24 protein-coding genes and 1 pseudogene are annotated in these 26,239 nt (G+C 41.0%); 16 read left to right on the top strand and 9 right to left on the bottom strand.

Annotated features, from left to right (window positions below; translation table 11 throughout):
- Positions 1-177 precede the first annotated feature (177 nt).
- The 3 genes from AC0L3Y_RS05865 (at position 178) to AC0L3Y_RS05855 (ending at position 3,993) form a co-directional block, all read left to right on the top strand.
- A complete protein-coding gene (locus AC0L3Y_RS05865) occupies positions 178-1,083 on the top strand; it encodes a hydrogen peroxide-inducible genes activator (RefSeq protein WP_473469844.1) in 906 nt (301 codons plus the stop codon).
- A gap of 9 nt (positions 1,084-1,092) precedes the next feature.
- Positions 1,093-3,174 (top strand): ATP-dependent DNA helicase RecG, encoded by a 2,082-nt coding sequence (recG, locus tag AC0L3Y_RS05860; RefSeq protein ID WP_473469842.1) that lies wholly within the window; start codon positions 1,093-1,095, stop codon positions 3,172-3,174.
- Between the two features lie 141 nt (positions 3,175-3,315).
- On the top strand, positions 3,316-3,993 hold the full coding sequence (locus AC0L3Y_RS05855; RefSeq protein ID WP_473469840.1) for a hypothetical protein: 678 nt from the start codon (positions 3,316-3,318) through the stop codon (positions 3,991-3,993).
- A gap of 60 nt (positions 3,994-4,053) precedes the next feature.
- On the opposite strand, the pseudogene lrp reads toward AC0L3Y_RS05855, so the two are convergent.
- Positions 4,054-4,531 (bottom strand): annotated as a pseudogene (gene lrp / locus AC0L3Y_RS05850) (leucine-responsive transcriptional regulator Lrp).
- A 542-nt stretch (positions 4,532-5,073) separates the two neighbouring features.
- Between lrp and AC0L3Y_RS05845 the strand changes: the two are divergent.
- From AC0L3Y_RS05845 to phoR, 10 genes are all read left to right on the top strand, one after another.
- Entirely contained in the window at positions 5,074-6,096 is a 1,023-nt protein-coding gene (locus AC0L3Y_RS05845; RefSeq protein ID WP_473469838.1) for an amino acid ABC transporter substrate-binding protein, read from the top strand.
- A gap of 115 nt (positions 6,097-6,211) precedes the next feature.
- A complete protein-coding gene (locus tag AC0L3Y_RS05840) occupies positions 6,212-7,387 on the top strand; it encodes an amino acid ABC transporter permease (protein WP_473469836.1) in 1,176 nt (391 codons plus the stop codon).
- A gap of 9 nt (positions 7,388-7,396) precedes the next feature.
- The gene (locus AC0L3Y_RS05835) at positions 7,397-8,497 is read left to right on the top strand and encodes an amino acid ABC transporter permease (RefSeq protein ID WP_473469834.1); all 1,101 of its coding nucleotides are present in this window, start codon (positions 7,397-7,399) and stop codon (positions 8,495-8,497) included.
- Between the two features lie 22 nt (positions 8,498-8,519).
- The gene (locus AC0L3Y_RS05830) at positions 8,520-9,299 is read left to right on the top strand and encodes an amino acid ABC transporter ATP-binding protein (RefSeq protein ID WP_473469832.1); all 780 of its coding nucleotides are present in this window, start codon (positions 8,520-8,522) and stop codon (positions 9,297-9,299) included.
- Positions 9,300-9,395: 96 nt separating this feature from the next.
- On the top strand, positions 9,396-10,664 hold the full coding sequence (locus AC0L3Y_RS05825; RefSeq protein ID WP_473469830.1) for an HDOD domain-containing protein: 1,269 nt from the start codon (positions 9,396-9,398) through the stop codon (positions 10,662-10,664).
- 6 nt (positions 10,665-10,670) lie between these two features.
- Complete coding sequence (locus tag AC0L3Y_RS05820; RefSeq protein ID WP_473469828.1) at positions 10,671-11,231, top strand: chorismate--pyruvate lyase family protein; 561 nt, start codon at positions 10,671-10,673, stop codon at positions 11,229-11,231.
- Complete coding sequence (ubiA, locus tag AC0L3Y_RS05815; protein WP_473469826.1) at positions 11,228-12,082, top strand: 4-hydroxybenzoate octaprenyltransferase; 855 nt, start codon at positions 11,228-11,230, stop codon at positions 12,080-12,082. The genes AC0L3Y_RS05820 and ubiA overlap by 4 nt, the downstream gene beginning before the upstream one ends.
- A gap of 85 nt (positions 12,083-12,167) precedes the next feature.
- Positions 12,168-12,863: a phosphate regulon transcriptional regulator PhoB gene (phoB, locus tag AC0L3Y_RS05810; protein ID WP_473469824.1), complete on the top strand. Its 696-nt coding sequence runs from the start codon at positions 12,168-12,170 to the stop codon at positions 12,861-12,863.
- Positions 12,860-13,348, top strand: coding sequence for a phosphate regulon sensor protein PhoR (locus AC0L3Y_RS05805; RefSeq protein ID WP_473469822.1), 489 nt, complete (start codon positions 12,860-12,862; stop codon positions 13,346-13,348). The genes phoB and AC0L3Y_RS05805 overlap by 4 nt, the downstream gene beginning before the upstream one ends.
- Positions 13,306-14,196 (top strand): phosphate regulon sensor histidine kinase PhoR, encoded by an 891-nt coding sequence (phoR, locus tag AC0L3Y_RS05800; RefSeq protein WP_473470596.1) that lies wholly within the window; start codon positions 13,306-13,308, stop codon positions 14,194-14,196. Before AC0L3Y_RS05805 ends, phoR begins: the two co-directional genes overlap by 43 nt.
- Positions 14,197-14,268: 72 nt before the next feature.
- Here the strand turns inward: phoR and AC0L3Y_RS05795 are convergent, their stop codons facing one another.
- Positions 14,269-15,105, bottom strand: a complete 837-nt coding sequence (locus AC0L3Y_RS05795; protein WP_473469820.1) for a response regulator — start codon at positions 15,103-15,105, stop codon at positions 14,269-14,271.
- Between the two features lie 2 nt (positions 15,106-15,107).
- Positions 15,108-15,884: a sulfate transporter CysZ gene (cysZ, locus tag AC0L3Y_RS05790; RefSeq protein ID WP_473469818.1), complete on the bottom strand. Its 777-nt coding sequence runs from the start codon at positions 15,882-15,884 to the stop codon at positions 15,108-15,110.
- Between the two features lie 237 nt (positions 15,885-16,121).
- On the opposite strand from cysZ, the gene AC0L3Y_RS05785 reads away from it, so the two are divergent.
- The 3 genes from AC0L3Y_RS05785 to AC0L3Y_RS05775 are packed head-to-tail and all read left to right on the top strand — an operon-like array spanning position 16,122 to position 18,785.
- Positions 16,122-16,631, top strand: a complete 510-nt coding sequence (locus AC0L3Y_RS05785; protein WP_473469816.1) for a putative pterin-binding protein — start codon at positions 16,122-16,124, stop codon at positions 16,629-16,631.
- A 4-nt stretch (positions 16,632-16,635) separates the two neighbouring features.
- Positions 16,636-18,453, top strand: coding sequence for a sensor histidine kinase (locus AC0L3Y_RS05780; RefSeq protein WP_473469814.1), 1,818 nt, complete (start codon positions 16,636-16,638; stop codon positions 18,451-18,453).
- A complete protein-coding gene (locus AC0L3Y_RS05775) occupies positions 18,450-18,785 on the top strand; it encodes an Hpt domain-containing protein (protein ID WP_473469812.1) in 336 nt (111 codons plus the stop codon). Before AC0L3Y_RS05780 ends, AC0L3Y_RS05775 begins: the two co-directional genes overlap by 4 nt.
- Positions 18,786-18,787: 2 nt before the next feature.
- On the opposite strand, the gene AC0L3Y_RS05770 is transcribed toward AC0L3Y_RS05775, so the two are convergent.
- From AC0L3Y_RS05770 to AC0L3Y_RS05745, 6 genes are all read right to left on the bottom strand, one after another.
- Positions 18,788-19,288, bottom strand: a complete 501-nt coding sequence (locus AC0L3Y_RS05770; RefSeq protein ID WP_473469810.1) for a GAF domain-containing protein — start codon at positions 19,286-19,288, stop codon at positions 18,788-18,790.
- A gap of 153 nt (positions 19,289-19,441) precedes the next feature.
- Positions 19,442-20,155 carry a phosphate signaling complex protein PhoU gene (gene phoU / locus AC0L3Y_RS05765; RefSeq protein WP_473469807.1) on the bottom strand — a complete coding sequence of 238 codons (714 nt, stop codon included), beginning with the start codon at positions 20,153-20,155 and terminating at the stop codon, positions 19,442-19,444.
- Positions 20,156-20,170: 15 nt separating this feature from the next.
- Positions 20,171-21,001, bottom strand: coding sequence for a phosphate ABC transporter ATP-binding protein PstB (gene pstB / locus AC0L3Y_RS05760; protein ID WP_473469805.1), 831 nt, complete (start codon positions 20,999-21,001; stop codon positions 20,171-20,173).
- Between the two features lie 20 nt (positions 21,002-21,021).
- Positions 21,022-22,722, bottom strand: coding sequence for a phosphate ABC transporter permease PstA (gene pstA / locus AC0L3Y_RS05755; protein ID WP_473469802.1), 1,701 nt, complete (start codon positions 22,720-22,722; stop codon positions 21,022-21,024).
- An 11-nt stretch (positions 22,723-22,733) separates the two neighbouring features.
- Positions 22,734-24,992 (bottom strand): ABC transporter permease subunit, encoded by a 2,259-nt coding sequence (locus AC0L3Y_RS05750; protein WP_473469800.1) that lies wholly within the window; start codon positions 24,990-24,992, stop codon positions 22,734-22,736.
- A gap of 111 nt (positions 24,993-25,103) precedes the next feature.
- Positions 25,104-26,072 carry a PstS family phosphate ABC transporter substrate-binding protein gene (locus tag AC0L3Y_RS05745; RefSeq protein ID WP_473469797.1) on the bottom strand — a complete coding sequence of 323 codons (969 nt, stop codon included), beginning with the start codon at positions 26,070-26,072 and terminating at the stop codon, positions 25,104-25,106.
- Positions 26,073-26,239 lie beyond the last annotated feature (167 nt).

The raw sequence follows: 26,239 nt of genomic DNA, 5'->3' as shown, positions 1-26,239 counted from the left end.
CAGGGTTTTGTAATAACCTTATCTATTTCATTTCTTAAGAAGGAGAAACAATAAAGAAATAATCTGTAACAACAAATGAACGAGTATACTTTATCAAATGATGTATTATCATAGCTATTAACAATCAATCAGCCAATATATCCATTCAGCGATACATCAAGCTATATAAGGTGCGTTATGACATTAACGGAATTGAAATACATTGTAATGCTTGCAGACGAAAAACATTTTGGCCGAGCGGCCGAGCGCTGTTATGTTTCGCAACCAACGCTAAGTGTCGCGGTAAAAAAACTTGAGGAAGAGCTCGGTACCGCTATTTTTGAACGCAGTAAGAGCTCCGTGTATATCACCCCACTTGGCGAGCAAATCATTACTCAAGCCAAACGTGTTTTAGATCAAGCTGGCATGATCAAAGAGCTTGCAGCATCAGGGAAAAATCAACTAAAAGGCCCACTAAAAATTGGGGCCATTTTTACGATCGCACCTTATCTATTTCCTTTTATGATTCCGGCTTTGCATAAAATTGTTTCTGGTATGCCGCTAATCATTGAAGAAGACTTAACTGAAAACCTACGCCCTAAGCTTCGCAATGGAGAATTAGATGCAATCATAGTGGCGCTTCCTTTCCGTGAACCTGATGTGGTGACACAACCGATTTACGAAGAAGAGTTTGTCGTCCTTATGCCTAAAGACCATCCATGGACAAAATTAGAGACCATAGAAACAGACCAACTCTCGACTGATAATCTATTACTCCTTGGTAAAGGTCATTGTTTTAGCGAGCAAGTGTTAGAAGCCTGTCCTTTGGTTACAGAAAGCGAATTTGACGATGGTCGAACCGTTGTGAATGGCAGCTCTCTAGAAACCATCCGTTATATGGTTGCATCTGGTTTGGGCGTCACTGTATTACCTAAATCAGCGGTAACTAATATCAATCACGATATGCTAGAAGTACGCCCTTTCTCTGAACCTGTCCCAAAACGTACTGTGGCATTGGCTTGGCGCGCTAGCTTTCCTCGCCCAAAAGCGATTGAAGCTGTTAGCCAATCGATTCGTGATGCTTGTAAGCAACTAGATTTGTAGAGACACAAGATGATCGACGGATTAGACACACAGGATGTGCGCGAATTAAAAGGGGTAGGTAATGCAATGGCCGAAAAGTTGGCCAAACTGCATTTGAATACAGTACAAGATTTGCTATTTCACCTCCCTATTCGCTATCAAGACAGAACACGAGTTGTTCCTATTGGACAGCTCCGTTTTGGCGATGAAGCTGTTATTGAAGGCCAAATCACGGGATGTGAGATAAAAATGGGCAAACGTCGCAGTTTGCTTTGCCGTATCAAAGATAATACAGGCACATTGTGTCTACGTTTCTTTCACTTCTCTGCAGCACAGAAGAAACAATTAGAGTCAGGTAAACGTGTTCGCTGTTTTGGTGAGATTCGTCGAGGCAGTACAGGATTTGAAATCTATCACCCTGAGTACAAGGTAATAGGCGACGATGAGACACAAGAAGAAACGGCTCAACTTACACCTATATATCCTCTTACTGAAGGTTTGACTCAAACCAAAATACGTCAACTTTGTGAGCAAGCCTTAGAGCGTTTAACCCCTTATAACTTGCAAGAGTGGCTACCAGAGGAAATACGCTCACAATTCAGTTTGCCTCCATTGAGCGACGCTATTCTCTTTCTACATCACCCTTCTCGTGAAGCAGACCTAGAACAACTTAGATCTGGTTGTCACCCTGCTCAATACCGTTTGTCTTTTGAAGAACTGATGGCGCACCAACTTTCGTTAATTGGTAAGCGTATTAAAGCGAAACAAGATGTTTCCATAAAGGTCCCAACTGCTGGTGAACTGAGCCAAGCACTCTTGAATCAGCTACCATTTTCACCAACCAATGCACAACAACGTGTTTTCCAAGAAATTCTGACAGATTTGAACACAGGCCATCCAATGCTTCGTTTGGTGCAAGGGGATGTTGGTTCAGGAAAAACATTGGTTGCTGCACTCGCAGCAGCGTCAGTTGTTCAGGCTGGGTATCAGGTCGCAATTATGGCACCTACGGAAATTCTCGCGGAACAACATTACATAAACTTCACCCAATGGTTTAAACCGCTAGGACTTCAGATTGCTTGGATGACAGGCAAATTGAAAAGCAAGGTACGTGAAAAGGAACTAGCCGATATAGCTTCAGGTGTCGCGCAGATTGTGGTTGGAACCCATGCTCTCTTTCAAGACACGGTTGATTTCGATCGCTTAGCTTTGGCTATTATTGATGAACAACATCGTTTTGGCGTTCATCAACGTATGGCCTTACGGGAAAAAGGCATGAAGCATGGCTTTCAACCTCATCAGTTAATTATGACAGCGACGCCTATTCCTCGCACACTTGCCATGTCCGCATATGCGGATTTGGATTGTTCGATCATTGATGAGCTTCCACCTGGCCGTACGCCAGTAAATACTATTGTAGTATCTGATCAACGTCGCCAAGAAGTCATTGATCGCGTTAAGAGTGCTTGTGAAGAAGGCAAGCAAGCTTATTGGGTGTGTACGCTAATCGAAGAGTCTGAAGCACTGCAATGCCAAGCAGCAGAAGACACAACAGTACTATTACAAGAACAACTTAATGGATTAACAATCGGCTTGATTCATGGTCGATTAAAAGCCCAAGAAAAAGCCGATATCATGGCAAAGTTCAAAGCTGGTGAGATTCAACTATTGGTCGCGACAACGGTAATTGAAGTTGGCGTTGATGTGCCGAATGCAAGTCTCATGGTAATAGAAAATCCTGAGCGACTGGGTCTTGCGCAACTTCACCAGCTTAGAGGCCGTGTTGGTCGAGGTCAGGCAGCAAGCCATTGTGTATTACTTTACAAGTCACCTTTAGGGCAGAACGGAAAAGAGCGGCTATCAACTATGCGTGAAACCAGTGATGGTTTCAAAATCGCAGAAAAAGATTTAGAGCTACGTGGCCCTGGTGAACTGTTAGGCACTCGCCAAACCGGACTCTGGGAATTTAAAGTCGCAGATTTACAACGTGATAAGGGTTTACTAGATGACGTACAAAAAGCGGCTGCACTATTACATGCCAATCACCCCGAACATGTATCGCCTCTTTTATCTAGATGGCTTCCTAACCATGACCAATACTTAAACGTCTAGCTGAGCCTCTCATACTCCTTGGCTTCATATTTGCTTCATATCAAGCTTAGAAATCTAATTGAACACAATATGATCAATAAGACTTCTAACTAATAGTTTTCGGTGTATTCTTATTTTATCGATTCATTTGAAGGAGTAGACATGTCCTCTCTAAATCAAGGTGCTGAGTTATTCATACAAGGTTGTGGTTATCGAATCGAAAATGATCGTGTCATGATTTCCATTGAACGTATTGGAAACAATAGAACAGAAGATAATATTAGTGGCACTTTACGCCTTCAACTCTGCGCTTTTTCCTCAAACTCTAATATCTTTGATTGTAATGTATTAGCCTCGACATCTATTGGTGAAATCAAAGGCCAACACTTTATTCCAAATTGTCACTATGATTTAGTGTTCCAACCACCATCAACGGGATCATGGCAACTTGCTCTACAGCTAAATGAATGGGATGGCGTCAATTACGCATTACGTGACACAGTATATTTTGAAGCGCTTTATCAGACTCTTGCAGGACCTGACAACATAGCAGCAACTAAAATTGACACAGTAACACCTTTATTAACTCAATCAACGAATCATTCTGAGGCGATAAAGCAAGATAAGGCACCAAAAGTGTCCATAGATATGACAGACTCATCCCCCATTATAAATAAATTAAAAACAAAGAAATTACTGAGTATCTCCGGAATTCCCATAAAGGTACTTGAAAGACTTATTGCGGAGCGTCCATTTCAATCGGAAAAAGCCATCCTCAGCGTAAAAGGGATGGGGCCAGTAATGCTAAAAAAATTACTGACAAAATTGGCTGACTCATGATGCAGTTCTTGAACGGATGAAGGAGACAAGATCCAGTGCTCTCGCCTCTAATAGGAAGGACTAAGGTATATTAACCACTGTCGTGCTTTTAACCTCTTCCATTGCAACATAAGTGCGTGACTCACGAACATGGGGAAGCGTTAACAAGGTTTCACCAAGTAGTAATCGATATGTATCCATATTCGATACGCGCAGCTTTAAGAAGGTATTCAAAATCACCTGCAATTAGATGACATTCCAAAATTTCTGGAATTTCAGAAACGGCAGTTTTAAATTCGTTAAAACCTTCTGGTGATGTTGTCTTAAGACGAATTTCGACAAACACCAATAAGCCTGCATCAACTTTCTTAGGGTTTACCAATGCACAATAGCCAGTAATGTAACCATTACGCTCTAAGCGACGCACTCGCTCTAAACAGGGTGTAGCGCTCAATCCGACACGACTAGCCAATTCAACATTAGATAAACGACCATTTATCTGTAGTTCACGAAGAATCTTTTTGTCTAAACGATCAAGTGGCTTTGCTGAGTTATCCATCTGACGTGGATCTCCTTACATGACTTCTACTGAAGTTTAAGTCTACCATGTAGATTACAAGCTGTGGAAAGTGCTTTATTCAATATATTACGTATAGACGCAATTACCCTGTACAAAAAAGCACCAAAACAACGCAAAATACACATTTGATACAAAACAGTACATTCATCCATCAAAAATGCCCCTATATTGTGCAAAATAACTTCTTATATAAGCTACAAGCCTCACATACCGTGACTTGAAGAATTAAAGAACAATAATGTATAACATTAGCGCTTAGTGTGATTTTTGCCAAAAAGGTGTAAAAAAAGCATGTAGCACATCGTTTTAAATATTTTATTCTTGACTACGCCTCAAAAGAGTAATTCTATAGAGGTATGTGATGGTCTTTTTAGATGAATCATCTGCATATATTCAACAACAAGAAGAATTAAATGTTGGCACCAACCTTGCTAAGTATCAATACATAGATCTTCAGGTCTAATATTGAAAGGTTAAGTGAAATAACAACATATATAAAAATGCCCGGGAGGCTCAATATAATGAAATCGAATGTTGGTAAACTACTGTCTACTGCAGCAATCGCCGCTACTCTAAGCACTGCCGCTACTGCCGCTACTCTAGATGACGTTAAGTCAAAAGGCTTTATCCAATGTGGTGTTAGCCAAGGTGTTCCAGGGTTTTCAAACGCTGACTCTCAAGGTAACTGGTCTGGTATTGACGTTGATGCTTGTCGTGCTGCTGCCGCTGCCGTTTTCGGTGATGCTCAAAAGGTAAAATTCACTCCTCTTTCTGCTAAAGAGCGTTTCACCGCTCTACAATCTGGTGAAATCGATGTTCTAGCTCGTAACACTACTTGGACTTATACTCGTGATTCGTCTCTAGGCTTAGATTTCACAGCGGTTAACTTCTATGACGGTCAGGGCTTCATGGCTCGTAAAGACCTAGGTGTTGAGTCTGCATTGGATCTTGACGGTGCAACAGTTTGTACTGAGCAAGGCACAACAACTGAATTGAACATGGCTGACTTCTTCCGTAAGCACAAATTGTCTTACGTTCCTGTTGTCGTTCAGAAAGCTGATGAAGCACTAGCTGCATACGCTTCTGGTCGTTGTGATGTATTCACTACAGATAAATCAGGTCTTGCTGCTCACCGTTCTAAACTAGCTAATCCAAGTGATCATATGATCCTTCCAGAAACAATTTCTAAAGAGCCTCTAGGCCCTGTAGTTCGTCACGGCGACAACCAGTGGAAAGACATTGTAACTTGGGCTATGTTCGTTCAGGTTAATGCTGAAGAAATGGGCATTACTTCTAAAAACGTTTCTAAAATCAAAAAAGAAACAAATGATCCAGGTATTGCTCGTCTGTTAGGTAAAGAAGGCGATATGGGTGCTCAGCTAGGTCTTCCTGCTGATTGGGCTTACAACGTAATATCTCAAGTAGGTAACTACGGTGAAGTGTTTGAACGTAACGTTGGTCCATCTACTCCAGTAGGCCTTCCACGTGGTATTAACAATCTATGGACTGAAGGTGGTGTAATGTACGCGCCACCAGTACGTTAATATTTAATACCTAAAAGCACACCTGCTTAGGGTAATTTACTCAGCGGCAAATCGCCGCTGAGTTTCTCCCCCTTCCTTACCACATCTGACGAGCATTCCATTTGCCTGAACTAAGATGAGCGATAAAACTATTTCAAGTAATAAAAGCCTTTTGCATGACGCCGGCACTCGCGCCCTAATCTTTCAAATTGTGCTTCTAGCAGTGGTTGTATTCGTAGGCTATTATTTATTTAGTAACTTACAAGCCAACCTAGCAGACCAAGGTATTTCTACTGGTTTTGAGTTTTTAAACCAACCAGCTGGATTTCCCGTTCTTATTCACCTAATTGAGTACACAGAGGCAGACACATACGGACGAGCGTTTGTTGTTGCCTTAATTAATACTATTGTTATCTCTTTAATGGGTATTGTTTTAGCCACTATTATTGGTGTTGTAATGGGCTTAGCTCGCCTTTCCAATAATTGGTTAGTTGCACGCCTAGCGACTGTATATGTTGAAACCTTACGTAACATTCCTCTTTTGTTACAAATGTTCTTCTGGTACTTCGCTGTATTAGCAACCTTACCGCACCCTAGAAACAGCATCATATTTGCAGACTTTTTCTTAAATAAACGCGGCATTTATTCTCCAAACCCTATTTTTCAAGAAGGTTTTGGTATTGTTGTCGCAGGATTTATCCTATCAATTGCTGCCTCCATTGCTTTAATTGTTTGGGCGAAAAAACGTCAAACCAGAACAGGTCTTTGGTTTCCTGCTTATTGGGCTTCTTTCGGCGCAATCATTGCTATCACCTTTCTAGCATTGGTAGTGTCTGGTTTCCCTATTGAGTTTGACCTACCGCAAAAAAGTCGTTTTAACGTCACTGGCGGAATGGTTCTTCCTCCAGAATTTGTTGCTGTACTTGTTGCCCTTTCTACTTATACAGGAGCCTTCATTGCCGAAATCGTTCGTGCTGGTATCTTGTCTGTAAATTGGGGACAAACTGAAGCTGCTCGTTCTCTGGGTCTAAAAGATAGTTTGACTCAACGTTTGATCGTTTTACCTCAAGCGTTACGAGTTATCATCCCACCGCTTACTAGCCAATTCCTAAACTTAGCGAAAAACTCATCACTTGGTGCCGCCATTGCGTATCCAGAGTTAGTTGCTGTTGTTATGGGTACGACGCTAAACCAAACAGGTCAAGCGATAGAAAACATCGGTCTTTGTATGTTGGTTTACGGAACATTGAGTCTTACGATTTCAGTATTCATGAACTGGTACAACAAAAAAATGTCATTAATGGAACGCTAGGAGGAAAACATGGCTATTGAATTTAAACCATCACCAAGCCTTCCACCACCAGTGAATTCTGTTGGTGCTGTGGCATGGGTTCGCCAAAATTTATTGTCGTCCCCTTTAAACATCTTTTTAACACTGTTCAGCTTTTATGTTTTATATCTGCTTGTTCCACCCGTTGTAGAATGGGGCATTATTACTGCAACATTTGACGGTGCATCTAAAGCAGCTTGTACTGGCGGTGGTGCATGCTGGGCTTTTATTGGCGTTTATTTTGATCAGTTTATGTATGGGTTATATCCATCTGAAGAAACTTGGCGTATTAATTTAGCCTTGATTTTACTCGTGGTTCTAATCGGTACTTTTGCTGTAAAAACAGTCAACAAACTATATTTATCCATTGGGATTATCGTTGTTTACCCTGTTATCGCCTACTTCCTATTCGCTGGCGGTGTATTTGGGTTAGAAATCGTTGAAACGTCTTTGTGGGGTGGCTTGTTCTTAACGACTCTTTTGGGTGTCGTTGGTATTGTTGCTTCGTTTCCTTTAGGTGTTTTGTTGGCGCTTGGTCGTCAATCTAATATGCCAATTGCGAAATCTATTTGTATCGTTTTTATCGAAACTGTTCGTGCTGTTCCTTTGATCACTATCTTGTTTATGGCGTCAGTAATGATTCCTCTATTCTTGCCTGAAGGCATGAACTTCAACAAGCTATTACGTGTTCTGATCGGTATCACTCTATTTTCAGCAGCTTATATGGCCGAAGTTATTCGTGGTGGCTTACAAGCTATTCCGAAAGGTCAATATGAAGCTTCAGATGCTATGGGGTTAACTTACTGGCAGTCGATGATTTTGGTCATCTTGCCACAGGCATTGAAACTGGTTATTCCTGGTATCGTAAACACTTTCATTGGTCTATTTAAAGACACAACCCTAGTGTACATTGTAGGTATGTTTGATTTACTTGGTCGAATCCAAGCGGCAACCCATGATGCAGACTGGTTAGGAACCACTATTGAAGGTTATGCCTTTGCAGGTTTTGTTTATTGGGCTGCATGTTTTGGTATGTCACGCTACAGTATGAGAATCGAGCGTAAATTAGAAACTGGGCACAAGCGAAATTAGTTAAGAATTTGAGGTATTTATAATGTCAGATACAAATATGGCTCGTGCCCAACTTGCGCCGGGTGAAGAAGCAATCATCGAATTTAACGATGTAAACAAATGGTACGGTGACTTTCACGTATTAAAGAACATCAATTTCAGCATTAAAAAAGGCGAACGTATTGTTGTTTGTGGTCCTTCCGGTTCAGGTAAGTCCACAATGACACGATGCATTAACCGCCTTGAGGAGCACCAAAAAGGTTCTATCATTGTTGATGGTATTGAAATGAACGATAACTTGAAAAACATCGAAGCAATCCGTAAGGATGTGGGTATGGTTTTCCAGCACTTCAACTTATTTCCTCACCTAACCATTTTAGAAAACCTAACTTTAGCTCCAATCTGGGTACGTAAAATGCCTAAGAAAGAAGCGGAAGAAATGGCAATGCATTATTTGGAGCGTGTAAAAATCGCCAACCAAGCATTGAAATTCCCAGGTCAGCTTTCTGGTGGTCAGCAACAACGTGTAGCGATTGCTCGCGGCCTATGTATGCAACCTCGTATCATGCTTTTTGATGAGCCAACCTCTGCACTTGATCCGGAAATGATCAAAGAAGTATTGGACGTAATGGTTCAATTAGCAGAAGAAGGTATGACCATGGTGTGTGTAACACATGAAATGGGCTTTGCAAAAACCGTTGCAGACCGCGTTGTATTTATGGATGCCGGAGAAATTGTTGAAGCAAATGAGCCACATTCATTCTTCGACAACCCTCAACATGACCGTACGCAAATGTTTTTGAGCCAAATTCTAAATCACTAATCCGTAATTTAGTTCTAAAATCTGTTATATTGACAAAAGCCCCTACTAGGGGCTTTTTTACATCTATCGTTAGTATGTGTTTTAACAGAGAGTTTTATGGAACAATCACTTAACTTCCAACCCAGCAAAAAACTAAGAGTTGTTCATTTAGCTGATCATACTGGTCGTTTACAGGTTATTTTTCCCGAGAGTAATATGCTGGACATCTCGGCTGTATCTCGCATAACTAAACGTCGCTTTGAACCCATTACTAATTTTAATACTTCTGGCGACCCTCTCATTAAACCAAATAGTGTTACTACAATATTAGAATCAAGCATTTTGGAAGGTTCTTCTTTTTCTATTCGAACAAAAGCCAACAGTAGATATCGCGAAATTTCAGTGGATGAATTACAAGACATGTTTTCAGGCCCATTAAATCGCTTTGAGCGTATATCCATCGAAACATCTTTAATCCTAACGCCGGTCGAAAACCATGAAAATGATGAAGAACAGATCCTTCAAGCATTAGGAAAATTTCAGTCTATTCGACTTAAGCAACGCCTAGAAGAGACACTAGAAATACCGCCACTGCCAGCATCGTCTCATCGAATTATTCGCCTCTCTTCTGATAAAACCGCAAATACAGATGAGCTGTGTCAAGTTATCGCCTTAGATCCTAGCTTAGCCGCCCAAGTTATTAGTTGGGCCTCTTCAGCTTACTACGGTGCACCTGGCTCTATTGAGTCTGTGGAGGATGCAATTATTCGAGTATTAGGCTTTGACATGGTAATGAACTTGGCTCTTGGCCTTTCCATGCGAAACGCTTTTCAAACACCAGAAGAAGGCCCTCGACATTATGAAGACTTCTGGCTAGATTCTGTTGCAAACGCTGCTCTTATGGAAGCCTTGGTGAAAGCTATGCCTGTGAACAATCGACCGAAAATTGGTCACGCTTACCTTGCAGGTTTACTGTATAACTTTGGCTACTTAGCGATTAGTACTATCTTGCCTCCACATTTTTCGATTTTATCTCGATATCAAGAAGCGAATGCTCATTTGCCTTCCGAAATCATTGAAATGCAAACATTGCGTTTTACAAAAGAACAGTTAGGTTCATGGTTGTTACGTTATTGGAGCTTGCCAGATAACATTTGGACAGCAATCCGCTACAGTAAAAAACCACACTACTATGGTGAACACGATACCTTAGCGAAGCTACTCTATATATCTACTCAACTACGTGATGACGGAGATATTGAGCCATCCGTATTATTAGAAGTTGGTTTAACTCGGGAAGAAGCAGAAGCGTGTCGTACCCATATTTATAAGAAGTCGGCCGAAATACACAAAATGGTCGATTTAATTAACAAGATGAATAACTAATTAATCATGACGTTAATAAATCAATCTGCTACACAACAATTCGACTATAGCTGGATGCCGGCACATCGAATAAATAAAACAAGAGTGCCTAAAAACTTATGGCCTTGGTTAACCTCTGATGTGTCTCTAACCGCAAAACTACAAGAACTTGGCTCATTGACCGTCGAAGTCATAGAAGACGCTTGGGGGACACCAACAGCACGAGAAAGAAGTCGTCTAAAGTTACGCCCTCGTGAAGCAGCAAGAATTCGTACTGTTTTACTAAAGGTTGATGGTGTTAGCGTTATTTATGGGCGCTCCATTATCCCTGCAAAAGCATTACGAGGTCATTGGCGACAAGTGAAGCACCTGAAAAATAAACCATTAGGTGGCTATTTATTCCAACATAGAGCACTTATTAGAAGCAGTATTGAAGTAACACAGTTACCAAAACACCTGTTTCCGAATCAACAAACAGGTCTGTGGGCAAGACGCTCTGTTTTCCATCAATTTGGCCCAGGCATATTGGTCAATGAAGTGTTTTTTGACGAAATAAACCATTTAAAATCACCGTTTGGATTATTATGAAAAAACTTCAAAATTATTTAGAACTTACACGATTTAATCGCCCTATTGGCTCATTTCTTCTAATGTGGCCAACATTATGGGCTCTATGGCTTGCTTCAGGAGGCATGCCTGAATGGCATTTAATTATCATCTTTATATTAGGTGTATTCAGTATGCGTTCAGCTGGCTGTGTCATTAATGATTACGCAGATAGAAAAGTAGATGGCAGTGTAGAACGTACAAAGAACCGCCCTTTACCATCAGGTCGTGTTTCAGAAAAAGAAGCTTTAATTCTTTTCGCAGGTCTTTGTGTGCTCAGTTTTGTATTAGTCCTCTTCACGGATATGAGAACCATTTTATTGTCTTTTGTCGGATTGGGCCTTGCAGCACTTTATCCATTCATGAAGCGATATACTCATTTACCACAACTTTTTCTTGGTTTGGCTTTCTCTTGGGCCATTCCAATGGCTTACAGCGCTCAAGGAGGCGACTTAAGTGATCCCATACTATGGATGTTATTTGTCGCAAATTGCTTCTGGACGATTGCCTATGACACTTATTACGCGATCACAGATCGCCCTGATGATTTAAAAATAGGCATTAAATCGACCGCCATTTTATTCGGTGAGCAAGACTTATTCGTGATTATTTGCTTACAGGGATTAACCCTATCTCTTTTGACTTGGGTAGGGTTGCTTGCAGAATTAAATTGGCCTTACTTTGCTTCATTAATTATCTGTATCGGACTTTTTTATCATCAGTTTAAACAAGCTAAATATCGTGACCGAGACGCTTGTTTCCGTTCTTTTCTAGATAATAATCGTATCGGTTATTGCGTATTCATAGGCTTAGCGACAAGTTATTTTATGTAATATATATGGCAAAGTTATGACATTTTAACCAAACTGTCATATATAGCCGTTTTAATAGACCGTTCCTGAGATGAGGATAAATCCTGTGACCGGTAAAAAAGTATTAATTATTGACGACGAATCTTCCATACGTGAAATGATTGCCATCGCTCTTGAAATGGCTGGTTATGAGTATTTGGAAGCAGAAAACATTCAACAAGGCCACGAAATTATCGTGGATCATAGACCTGATCTTATTCTTGTCGACTGGATGATGCCTGGTGGTAGTGGCATTGAGTTAACTCGTCGCTTGAAAAAAGACAATACAACCGCTGAAATCCCTGTAATTATGTTGACTGCGAAAAGTGAAGAAGACAACAAAATACAAGGATTGGAAGTCGGCGCGGACGATTACATCACCAAACCTTTTTCGCCACGCGAATTAGTCGCGAGACTCAAAGCGGTATTACGTCGAGCGACACCTCAAGGTGTTGATGAACCAATTGAAGTCGAAGGTTTAGTTCTCGACCCAATCAGTCAGCGAGTCACCATCGGCAGCCGCCCTTTAGATATGGGGCCAACCGAGTATCGACTACTGAAGTTCCTGATGACTCACCAAGAACGAGCTTATTCAAGAGCTCAGTTATTAGATCAAGTATGGGGTGGGAACGTTTATGTGGAAGAACGAACCGTGGATGTTCACATTCGTCGCTTACGTAAAGCAATTGGCAGCTCACACGATTCCTTAATACAAACGGTACGAGGAACAGGCTACCGATTTTCAGCAAAAAGGTCCGCATGAAAAGTATTTGGCGAAACGCCATCCTTAGTTGGCTTTTAGGTTTAGCAGCCTGCATTGTAATCGGTATTGTCATTGGACAATTGCTGGGTGTTTTACTGCTTTATGTCCTTGGGTCTTTATACTGGCAACTGTATCAACTATACCAATTTCATAATTGGCTACGTCACTCTGGCCGTGCTGCTCCACCAGAAAGCAGCGGTATTTGGGGGGAAGTTTTTGATGCTGTATATCGCTTACAGAAGAAACAACGTAAATCCAAGCGACGAATGCGCCAAGCCCTCACCCGAGTAGAAAGCTCTACCACAGCCTTGAAAGAAGGCGTAATCATGGCTGATAACCAAGGCAATTTAGAATGGTGGAATAATTCTGCGGCTCATTTTCTTGGGCTGATGCGCCCGGTTGATCGTGGTCAAGCCATTACTAACATTGTTCGCAGTCCAGAATTTTTAGATACTTCACTCAAAAGCGCTTTGGCGAGCCTTTAATTATCAAATCACCAGCCAAAGACGGCGTATATTTAGAAATACAAACCACTCTGTATGACAAAAATGACCATCTTGTTTTTGTACGTGACGTTACTCGTTTACACCTGTTAGAACAAATGCGAAAAGATTTTGTCGCTAACGCTTCCCATGAATTAAAAACGCCCTTAACAGTCATCAAAGGTTATTTAGAAACCTTAGAAATGTTCAAAGATAGCCTGCCTAAAAGCATGCAGAAAGGCATAGTAAATATGTCCGAACAATCTGAGCGCATGGAACAACTTATTGAAGACCTTTTACTTTTATCTCGATTAGAAAGTGATGACAAACGGGAAGAGAACCAATGGCACAAAGTCTCTGACATCGTTACCTCTATCCAGAAAGTGACAATACCAATATTAGATGATCAACATTGTCTTTCTGTGGACATTCCAGAAGAAGCTCGCATTTATGGTTCTTACAAGGAGCTCTACAGCGCATTTTCTAATCTTATTGTTAATGCCATCAAATACTCACCGGATGGCGGTAGCATCGATGTAAAGTGGGAATCCAATGATTTAAGCGGTGTGTTATCAGTCAAAGATGCAGGGCTCGGTATAGACCCAAGGTATATACCACGACTCACTGAGCGCTTCTTTAGAGTAGATAAAGGTAGAGGATCAAAAACAGGTGGGACAGGCCTTGGATTAGCCATAGTAAAACATGTTCTATTACATCATGATGCAAAACTACAAATCCGCAGCCAACCAGGAAAAGGCAGTACCTTCTCTTGCTACTTTCCAGCAAACCGAACCAGAACAGACAGTATTCCAGCTGTATCATCCACCAGTGATAACGAGCCAACTCTATAAATAAAAAAGGGAAGCCAAATATACTTGCTTCCCTTTTTAAAAAATCATTTTCTTCAACACTATAAAACAAGATTATAAGCTATCAAAAAGTTGACCAATAAAGTCTTCTTTTTCCTTATCTTGGTCAATTAAGCTTAATGTTACAGTCAAAAATGTCGAGTCGTGTTTCTTCTCAGTCGTTGCTACCGCCTGAACGTAATAATTCAAGCGATTTACAATACCATCAAATTCCAAATCTAGCACAGATTGTCCTAGTACTTGTGGCACAACATCATCACTCTTAATCAACATAGTCGCAGATTGTTTACTAAACTGAATCACCATACAGCGGAACTGTTTGCCTTCAAAACGCACAATTGTTGGTACTTTTACGTCTTTCACAGTAATAGTAGGGTTGTTAAATTTAGTTGCTTGTACAGGTTTCGATGACCCAGTAGAACCCATTAGTACATCCAAAGATGCGGAGCTGACTCCGCTAGCAGATGAGTTACTACGCGGTTTTTGCGCCGCCAATTGCCGGTCCATATTATGTTTCTTTGCAGCTGAGAAAACTTTATTAATCAACTGTTCACTAGAAAATGGTTTGCCAAGATAGTCGGTCACCCCAGACTTAACAGCCTCGATGACATGGTCTTTATCTCCACGACTGGTAATCATGACAAAGGGGATGTCTTCTTTTTTATACTTAGGCTGCTCTCGACACCATTGTAATAGCTCGACGCCAGTCATCTCTGGCATTTCCCAATCACACAGCACCATATCGAACTGTGTTTTGGTCATTAATATCTGTGCTTTACGTCCATTTACTGCATCTTCAATTTCAACAGCAGGAAATTGCTTTCGCAATGTTCGTCGAATCAAGTCTCGCGTAAAAGACGCATCATCAACCACTAAAATTTTTAATGACATCACTATATTCCATTAGTGCGATCTAACAGGGCTGAAAAATCCCCATGTTGTGATCTAAAAACCGACACCCATAATAAAGTCGCCGCAACAACAGCAATAGGCATAACGAATAAATTAAAGAAAGGTATGGTTAACCCAACCATGACAATTCCACCAAATGTCCAACATAACAAAGGTTTAGTACGTAACGCCATTCTCATATCATGAAATTTCACTTTATTATTATCAAATGCATAATCCATATATTGAATAGATAGCATCCAACATGAAAACAATAATAACAAAACAGGAGCAATAACGTTCACTATTGGTATAAAAGACAATAAAAGCAGCAAGATAAAACGTGGTAAAAAATAAAGAATCTTTTGCAACTCTCTTTGTAAAGACCTTCCAACAATAACTAAAATAACTTTTGTCGTTAATTCTTCATCAAACGTCTTACCCGTTTGTTTTTCTTCTACTTTTTCCGCCAAAAACGCCATAAATGGTGCAGCCAATATGTTGATGCCAACTGAAAAACTGTAAAATAAAAGTACGCTAATAATGGCGCCAAAAATCAGATAAAACAGCCAATTTAGAAAAGCAACCCATTCCGGTACATAACCCATAGCAGAGTCGAGTAGACTCTGAAAATAACTAAAAGCCACCATGTAAATTAAGCCCATTAGGAGAAAATTGGCTAATAATGGAACCAATATAAACAGTCTTAATTCTTTCGAAAGCACCAAAGGCATGGCTCTTAAAAAAGCACCAGCCGCTTTAAAGGGTTGTGTGATCAAAGTAAATACAGCCTTTCATAGGTAAAAATACAGGATATCACGGAGACTTTCAGGCCTCCACAATCCCATTTGTAATATCTTATTCCACTGAAACAATTATTGACCCCAAATGAATCCTTTAAATATCATTCAATCAGTCTATTTGCGTATTGGGAATAATGTTATTTTATAGGGTCAAAGTAATAAGATTCTACCTCATTAAGAAACGTCTTAATGTAACTATGGAGAGAGTAGGTTATGCGTTTAACAACAGTGTTAGTATTACTATGGATTGGTTTTACTTCTTCTTTTTCTTACGCATTAGATAAGCCTGAAGGTAACATTATTCTTACTGTATCAGGTGCCATCAGTGCTACGAATTCAGATCAAGACGCCAAATTTGACCTGACAATGTTGCAATCCTTACCCCAATATTCTGTCACAACACATAATCCTTGGACCCGCGGCTCTCATACATATCAAGGTTTCTCAGCGGCAGACTTAGCCAAGCTTCTAGATAGCAAGAGTGAACGATTACAGGTTTTCGCACTCAATGACTATATGACAGAAATACCTTTGAGCGACTTCGTAGATAATGGAGCCATTTTTGCATTCCTTCAAGACGGGCAAAAAATGGAAATAAGAAGTCTCGGTCCTATCATGGTAATTTACCCCTTTGATGAATTAGAAGAGTTAAAATCCGAAATATATTATGGGCGCTCTATTTGGCAGGTAGCCAAAATTAAGTTCATCAGTTTAACGGAGTAATACTGTGCGTTTATTCAAAGGAAAACTATGGTTACTGAAACTAAAGCAATGGACGCTTTATATTTTAATCTTGATCATCATATCAGTTTCTATCGCTGTGTTTGGCATCATCACTCATACAAGTGACAGTGCAAAGAATCACAGTCGCCGAGTTTTCGAAAGTGCCTTATGGAATGCTTTACAGTTACAAATTCAAGCCTATCGCTTTCAAAACTACCTCGTAGCATTAGACAACAGTGACTACCCTCTTAATGGTGGCGCTTTTTTTGAATACGACTTATTAATGAGTCGAATCGACTTACTAAGAGAAAGCGATGTTGGCTTATTGATTCGAAATTTTGAAGGCGGCCGTACAATAAGATTACTCAATATCATTAACGGCGAATTGGAGTTATTGAGCTTCAATTTGTCGAAAATCGAAGCAGGTGATCCTTCCTATCTCCCTGACTTTATTGACAGAATTAAGAAAATTGAAGGACAGATTAATGAATTCATCTTCTTAGTGAATAAAGGCAGTAATGAGTTTATAACCAATCAACATCATGAATTACAAAAGAATTTAAACTATATCCAATTCCTATCTGTCATTCTTTTGGGATGTTTATCTATTTTTTGTTTTACCACAATAAAAGGTTTATCTGAGCTTAAGAAAATAGTTAAATCCAATAAGAAGCTTCAATCAAACATACAGGCAATGTATCAAGAAAAAGCTAATTTGGTAGGTTTTATTAGCCAAGAAATACGCTCTCCTGTTAACGCTATTCTCAGTATCGCCAATACCCTAAAAACCAAACAAACCGTTGAGTCATCACAAGATTTATCAAAGCACATTGAAGAGTCAGGACAGCAGCTGCTTCAAACTATGGAAATGCTATCCGATTTAACTTTAATTGACACACATAAAATGACGCTAACACCTACAATAGAAAACCTCCAAGATTCTATTGAAAGTACTTTGGCAGTAGTCACTCCTCAATTATCGAGAAAAGACTTAAAGTGTGTTGTTTATATTGACCCGACCCTACCGGAATATATTAGCGTCGACTTCCTACGGGTAAAAGAAATAGTCATTGCACTATTACAGAATGCCATTACATATACACCGTCTGGAAGCATCAGTCTGCAGGTCAGATCATCTGCCCTACCAGCACCATTAACCACACTGCCAACCGGCACACAAGAAGCCAGAGTATTGCAAATTGCGGTTCGAGACACTGGTATTGGCATGCCCAAAAAATTGCAGCAACACTTAAGAATAAATCCGTCTTTACCCATGAAACAAAAAGAGCCAATCCCTAATATGGTTGGCTTGAGCTTAACCTTATGCCATAAGTTAGTGTATTTAATGAAAGGGGAAATGTATTTTTCATCCACACCGCAACAAGGCAGTGAATTTTGGATAGATATTCCTTTCTATGTCCCAAATAAAAAAGCTCCATTGAGACACTCTAAGCTTCAAAAGGAAGTCAAAAGGCAAGCCTTGTTAATCGAAATGGATACTCACCTTGCAGCTATTATTGGCCTTCAGCTCGGCTTATTTAATATTGATACAATCACCTCGAAAGATGGCCACTTTCAAGATGATCTCCATTATGATCTTGTGATTTTAGGAAACGCCAGTCAGTTTGAATACGATGATAATGAAACCATTATTCAATGGACAATGAAGAAAGTACCTATTTTAAGCTACCACCCTCAAGCCATAAACAATGCGGATTACCCAACTATTCCATTGTATTTTCCTTTGCTGCAAAATCAGCTAGAACTTATTCTCTCTAAACTGTTTAATACCACCCATAACATCGAAGATAAACGAGTATGATTGAAAAAAGTCAGATAAACGCATTGATTGACCTACTCGGCAAAGACACGATTAACGACATTCGACTACAATATGTGGAAGACAGTACGCAAAAAATTGCGAAATTAAAATCAGCTTGGGACGAAGAAGATTATCAAACACTTCAAGAAATAAGCCATTCACTTAAGTCATCGAGCTTGAACATGGCAATGCGAGCTTTTGCACAGCAATGTGAGAAAATCGAGCAATCCGCCTCACAACAAAGTGACAATGGAATACAAGACATTTTAGATAGCTTATCTACTATTCATTCAGAATCATTAGCAGCCCTTGAAACCTACTTCTTAAAGTAGGATCAAAGCGACCAGGTAAAGTCAGTAGCCTTAATAAAGGTCTCGACAAACGCTTCTAAGCCTTCTTGATCCGCTTTAGAAAATCGTCCGATTTTTGGGCTATCAATATCAAACACACCTATTAGTTTACCTTCAGACATAACAGGCATAACCAACTCTGACGCAGAATCGGCATCGCATGCAATGTGACCCGCAAAAGTATGAACATCTTTGATACGTTGAGTTTGTTGTGTTTTAGCCGCTTCACCACATACTCCTCGATCAAAGGGAATGCGCGTACAGGCGACTTTTCCCATATAAGGCCCAAGTACTAATTCTTCATTACGAGCGAAGTAAAAACCAGACCAATTCAAATCCGGAATCGTCTGCATAATAAAAGCGGAAAACTGAGCAGCATTGCAAATGAAGTCACGCTCTCCACTTAACAAAGCGGCCAGTTGAGCATTCAATTCTTGGTAGCTGTCTTCAAGAGAGGCTGTAGGGTCAATTTCTATCGTAAACATGATGCATCACACCGGATCAAACAAAAAAACGATGATAGCAAAGTCTATAAAAGAGGAAAGTAAAATAGCTTAAAAACAAAATTGGCCTCTTTGTTCGATGACAAAGCGGCCAATTTTATGGAGTCACTTCAGAACACTCATATTTAAGCGTTTTTATATATCTTTTACTTCACCAGCAAGATCGTTCACATGGACATGACGAACGTCGACGCCTTTTACCATAAAGATCAAATGTTGACACGTATGACGGGCATGATCACCAATACGCTCAAGTGAACGCAGCACCCAAATCACATTAATCACGCTTGAAATGCTACGTGGATCTTCCATCATATAAGTCACTAAAGAGCGCAAAGCCGCTTCGTATTCACGATCCACTTCTCGATCTTGCTTCGCCACTTTAATCGCCGCATCGATATCTAATCGAGCATAAGCATCTAGCGCATCATGAATCATGCGTGAAACCATTTGCCCAATGCGATTTATCTCAACGTAACCACGTGGTGATTCACCTTCATGAATCAAATTCAACGTAAGACTGGCGATTTTTTTCGCTTCATCACCAATACGTTCAAGCTCACTAACAGCTTTACTGATAGATAAAATCATTCGAAGATCAGAAGCGGCAGGCTGGCGTTTCGCCAAAATACGCGTACATTCTTCGTCAATAAGACCATCTAGTTGATTTACGGTTGCGTCTTTGTCTTTGACTTCTTCAGCCAAAGAACCATTGCTGTCTAGCAAGGCCTGCACCGCGTCTTGTACTTGCGTTTCAACCACACCACCCATGGTTAGAAAGTGTTGGCGTAGCATCTCCAGCTCGTTATTAAACTGCTGAGAAATATGATCCGTTGTTAATTCTTTCATAATGCGTCCTCCGCCTTAGCCGTAGCGGCCTGTGATGTAGTCTTCAGTTTGTTGTTTGCTTGGGTTCGTGAACAAGGTATTTGTATCACCGAACTCAATCAAATCACCTATGTACATGAACGCGGTGTAATCCGATACACGTGCCGCTTGCTGCATGTTGTGCGTCACAATAGCGATAGTAAAATCTTTCTTCAGCTCGTGAATCAATTCTTCAATTTTAAGCGTTGAAATAGGATCCAACGCAGATGCAGGTTCATCCAATAGCAAGACTTCAGGCTTAACTGCGACAGTACGAGCAATAACCAATCGCTGCTGCTGACCACCAGACATGCCAAGCGCACTTTCATGCAGACGATCTTTTACTTCGTCCCACAGTGCCGCTGAACGTAACGCCCACTCAACCGTTTCATCAAGCACGCGCTTTTTGTTAATACCTTGAATACGAAGGCCGTAAGCCACGTTTTCATAAATACTTTTTGGAAATGGGTTGGGCTTCTGAAATACCATACCAACACGGCGACGTAGCTCAGCCACATCAGTTCCTTTCGCGTAAATATTTTCGTCATGAAGATTGATCTCACCAGTAATACGGCAACTATCAACCAAATCATTCATACGATTAAAACAACGTAGCAAGGTTGATTTACCACAACCAGAAGGCCCGATAAATGCAGTCACTTTTTTCTCAGGAATAACCATATTTATTCCCTTCAAGGCTTCTTTTTCACCGTAATAAAGGTGCAAGTCGTTTACTGAAAGGCAAACTTTTTCATCTTCAATACGTAACGCCTCTTGGCCGCGCTGCATTGCAGAAATATCAATAGAATGTGTTTTTGCGTCGCTCATAATAATCTCTTCCTAGCCGCTTACATTTCCAGCGATTTGTATTTTTCACGTAGGTGATTTCGAATAGTGACAGCAGATAGATTCAATAAAGCAATCACTATCACAAGCAATAAGGCGGTTGCGTACACAAGAGGTCGTGCCGCTTCTACATTTGGACTCTGGAAGCCAACATCATAGATATGGAAACCTAAGTGCATGAATTTCTGATCTAAATGGATGAAAGGATAATTACCATCCAAAGGCAATGATGGAGCAAGTTTTACCACACCAACCAGCATCAGAGGTGCGACTTCACCTGCAGCCCGGGCGACCGCAAGAATCACTCCCGTCATAATCGCCGGGCTTGCCATCGGTAAAACAACACGCCATAAGGTTTCAGCTTTTGTTGCACCCAACGCCAAGCTACCTTCACGAACGTTTCGAGGAATCCGTGACAAACCTTCTTCTGTCGCCACAATAACAACCGGAACCGTCAGCAAGGCAAGCGTAATAGATGCCCACATCAAACCACCAGTACCGAACGTAGGCGATGGCAATGCTTCTGGGAAAAATGCCTGATCAATACCAGATCCCAAGAAGTAGATAAAGAAACCCAAACCAAACACACCATAAACAATCGATGGTACACCTGCTAAGTTGTTTACTGCGATACGAATGATGCGCGTCACCCAACCCTGTGATGCGTATTCACGTAGATAAACCGCCGCGACCACACCAAAAGGCGTCACCAAGACAGTCATCAACAACACCATCATCACAGTACCGAAAATAGCGGGGAACACACCACCTTCTGTATTGGCTTCACGGGGTTCGTCAGATAAGAATTCCCACAATTTCGTGAAGTAAAATCCCATTTTCTGAACAATACCCATCGAATTCGCACGATATGCGTGAACAATCTTAGCGACCTGAACTTCGTGCTCACTGCCATCCATAACCTGCACTATGAAAGTATCACGGTTAATTTTAGCGTAGAGGTCAATCAAACTCTGTTGCAGTTGCTTATATTCTTCATCGTATTGAACACGTTCCGCAGCTAAATCCGCTTGTGCTGCTGGCGTTAATTTGTCTTCTAATTCAAGACGACGTTGCTTGAGGCGAATGCGTTCCAGTGCGTAGTTAATCTTTCCAATATCAGCTTTCTCAATGTCATGAATTTCGTCAAAAATGCCCGCAGCTCGTTCAATACTGGCTTCAAACTTTGCCCAAGTCGCCAAGGCGGAATCCGTTGGCGTTAGGTCTTCTGTCTGAGATACTATTTGACCGTTTTCTTTAACAGCTTTTAAGTAACCATACAAGTTACCCCATTCACGACGCTCTGCCGTGAACAGCATTTCTGGTCGTTTCGTACCCGTAAGGTATTCATCAATAACCCAACGAAAATCCGCACCATAAACATCACGGTTACCGGTTTTCATTAACGTACGCTGCATCAGTAGATGATTATCTGGAATCGCTATGCCAGCTTCACGTAATTGAGTCGCTGGTACTTCAACGCTTTCAACTCGCTCTGCCACAATGTTGTATGCAGATTGACCTGGCAATGCGTAATTTGCTTCCACCACATCCGCTGGCCAAAAATGGCCCAAACCACGGACGGCGATCAGTAACAGCAAACCAATAACCATGATAACAGAAATTGCCACGGCGCCAGCATTTAGCCACACCCATGGATCACCTGATTTAACCCATTCAGATACGGTCTTTTTTTGCATTTTCATCTGATTACTCATTATAGCGATCCGTATTTTTTGCGTAGGTGCTGACGCACGGTTTCAGCGATCGTATTCACTATGAAAGTGAAAATGAAGAGCACAAACGCTGCCAAGAATAAAATTCGATAATGTGAACTTCCTACTTCAGATTCAGGTACTTCCACTGCTAAATTAGCCGCTAAGGTACGCATGCCTTCGAATATATTGAAGTCCATAATCGGTGTATTACCCGTAGCCATTAAGACAATCATGGTTTCACCTACTGCTCGCCCCATACCAATCATGATCGCAGAGAAAATACCTGGACTCGCCGTTGGCAATACCACACGAGTCATAGTTTGCCAGTACGTCGCTCCTAACGCTAAAGAGCCTTGCGTTAACGCCTTTGGCACGCTGAAGATCGCATCCTCGGTAATCGAGAAGATAGTCGGAATAACCGCAAAGCCCATAGCAAAACCAACCACCAGTGCGTTACGTTGGTCAAACGTGATGCCCAAATCATTGGTGATAAAGCCACGGATATTGCCACCAAAAAAGCTCAACTCAATAATCGGACTCAATGCCAAACAAAACCAAGCAAGGAAGACGATAACCGGAATAAGCAACAATGGCTGCCAACCGTCAGGCACTAACCAACGAATATTTTGCGGAAGACGTGACCAAAGGTAAGCAAAAAGAAGAATACCAACTGGCAAGACAACCAAGATGCTAAAGGTTGCTGCTAAGTTCTCTTCTAAGAAAGGGGCAAAGAACAAACCTGCCAAGAAACCTAAGATAACCGTTGGCAAGGCTTCCATTAATTCAATAACAGGTTTAATTTTACGTCGTAACGCAGGCGCCATGAAATACGCAGTGTAAATTGCACCACAAATCGCCAATGGTACCGCCATCAACATGGCGTAAAACGCGGCTTTTAAAGTTCCAAACGCCAAAGGCATCAAGCTATATTTAGGCTCGAAGTCATTATTCGCAGCAGAAGACTGCCAAGTATAGGTCGACTCTTGATACCCTTCATACCAAACTTGTCCCCACAATGAAGACCAAGACACTTCTGGATGTTCGTTATCAACGTAGAAAAAATGCAAACCTTTACTATCTTCCAATAGCAAGCCGTTTGCACGAGGAGAAAAGCTAATCATACGCGCTGTGCTATCGCTCAACTTCTCATTCAATACTTGGCGAGTAGAAGTCGCATTATAAATAGCAACCAGACCACGTTCATCCAACGTAGCAAAACCTTTACGACGCTGCTCCATAGCTAAATCAATCAAGGCCACAGGCTGCTTCACGTCACGAATGAAAGTTAGCTTTTCTTCATTGGTTGCATCATCGCGAACATTGAACCACTGACTCACACGACCAGATGAATCCGCTACCATAATAGAGGATTGACCGAGCAAGTAACTCATGGAAACCAGCGAAGCATCATCATTGAATAAAGCAAAATTGTCTTTCAAGGCGATGCTGTCAAAATCACGCAAATCAAATTCACTCAATTCACCAGAGCGTGTTGCAACATATAAATAGCGCTGATCGCCGCTCAATAGCATGCTTGCCACATTCTCTACGAAAGGTAATGGCTCGCTTTGTTCGCTTAGCTCAACTTCTTCGGTAATGAAATTTACGTCTTTGGTGACTTTCGTAATCGCGCTATTCGTATCACCGATCGCAGCAAGCGTTAGACTGTCATCACCATCACGAAGCGTCAGTTGCTTGATTGGAAAATTCGCCACATCGATTGCTTCTTCACCATAAGGGTACTCAACCACTGGCGTAATTTTACGAGTGCCATCTGGATAAGAAATACGATAATGATGCTTCACAATAAGTGCTTTACCATCACTGTAACCAAATGCCATCAAGTGACTAGTATCGGACTCAACAGCAAAAGCCGTAACCTCTTCTGTTCGCAAGTTTGAAACCGTATTGATTACACTTCCGTCAGCAACAGAGAAGAATACAATACTGCCATTAGCCGTGACTCGCATCCCAACTTCAGATTGCTCTTCCGTTGTTAGATAGAGACTTTCTCCCTGCTCTTGTGCAGGCAAAGAGTAGCTTGCCTTAGGGTCTATAGAGGCACCAGAGAACAAAGGTGCCACCTCATAAAGGAGATAAAAACAAATCAGAAGCACCGCAAGTATTACGCTACTGCCTCCGATCGCAATACCCATTCCAGCCATACGGTCTTTCAGGGCGCGAATTTTACGATGACGCTTTAAAGCAGGCGTATTGAAATCCAACTCAGGCATCTGATGGTCAGTTGATTTAGTCATCCGCATTCATCTTTTTAGTGTGACAATTTTATGACAAGGAGGAGCGAGCAAAAAGCAGGATAGCATCACGCCACCCTGCTTTAAGCATTTCATCCGAATCGCTAAGCTTACTTAGTTAATACCAAGATCTTTAAGGTATTTGTTAGCAACTTTAGCTGGTAGAGGAACATAACCGTCTTTTACAACAACCTCTTGACCCATTTTTGAAAGAACCATTTTAACGAATTCACGCTGTAATGGTGCAAGCGGCTTGTTAGGCGCTTTGTTTACATAAACGTATAAGAAGCGAGACAGTGGGTATTTACCTGTCGCTGCATTCTCTGGTGTTGCTTCAATGAAAGCGCCACCTTCTTTCTTAGCCAAAGGCAGAGCACGTACAGAAGAAGTCTTGTAACCGATACCAGAATAACCAATACCGTTAAGTGATGTAGAAACAGACTGAACAACAGAAGCAGAACCTGGTTGCTCGTTTACGCTGTTTTTGAAGTCACCTTTGAAAAGTGCGTTTGATTTGAAGTAGCCATAAGTACCAGATACTGAGTTACGACCAAATAATTGCACATCGCGGTTAGCCCAAGCACCCGTCAAACCAGCTTTGCCCCAGTTAGTGATATCTTCGCTATGGCCACCCTTACGAGTAGAAGAGAAAATGGCATCAACTTCTGGAAGAGACAAACCTTTGATTGGATTATCTTTATGAATAAAAACCGCTAGAGCATCGATAGCCACTGGAATAGCCGTTGGCTTATAACCGTATTTTTTCTCGAATGCTGCAATTTCTTTGTCTTTCATTGTACGAGACATAGGACCGAAGTTAGACGTACCTTCTGTCAATGCTGGTGGCGCAGTAGAAGAACCTGCTGCTTGAATTTGAATATTCACATTTGGGTATAGACGTTTAAAGTCTTCAGCCCACAATGTCATCAAATTCGCTAAAGTGTCAGAACCCACACTTGAAATATTGCCAGAAACACCGCTTGCTTTACCGTAAGAAATCAAACCTGAATCAACATCTGCAAAAGCGTTAACAGAAACGCCTACTGCTGCTGTCATCGCTAAACCTGCAACTAGTTTTTTCATTTCATAAACCTCAGTGGTTATCGTCAAATGTTTATGAGCAAATGCTCATAGCTCGTTCAATGACATTCACTATAAAAGCCTTATGTGACAGAAATGTTAAATAATGAAATATTTCAAAAAAATTAAATTTCGTACATTAACAATAGTGCAGAATCGTTAAAGAACTC

It is taken from the genome of Marinomonas sp. GJ51-14 (assembly GCF_055808695.1).
The sequence above is the reverse complement of the archived record's forward strand: the minus strand, read 5'-3'. Positions and strand labels throughout refer to the sequence as shown.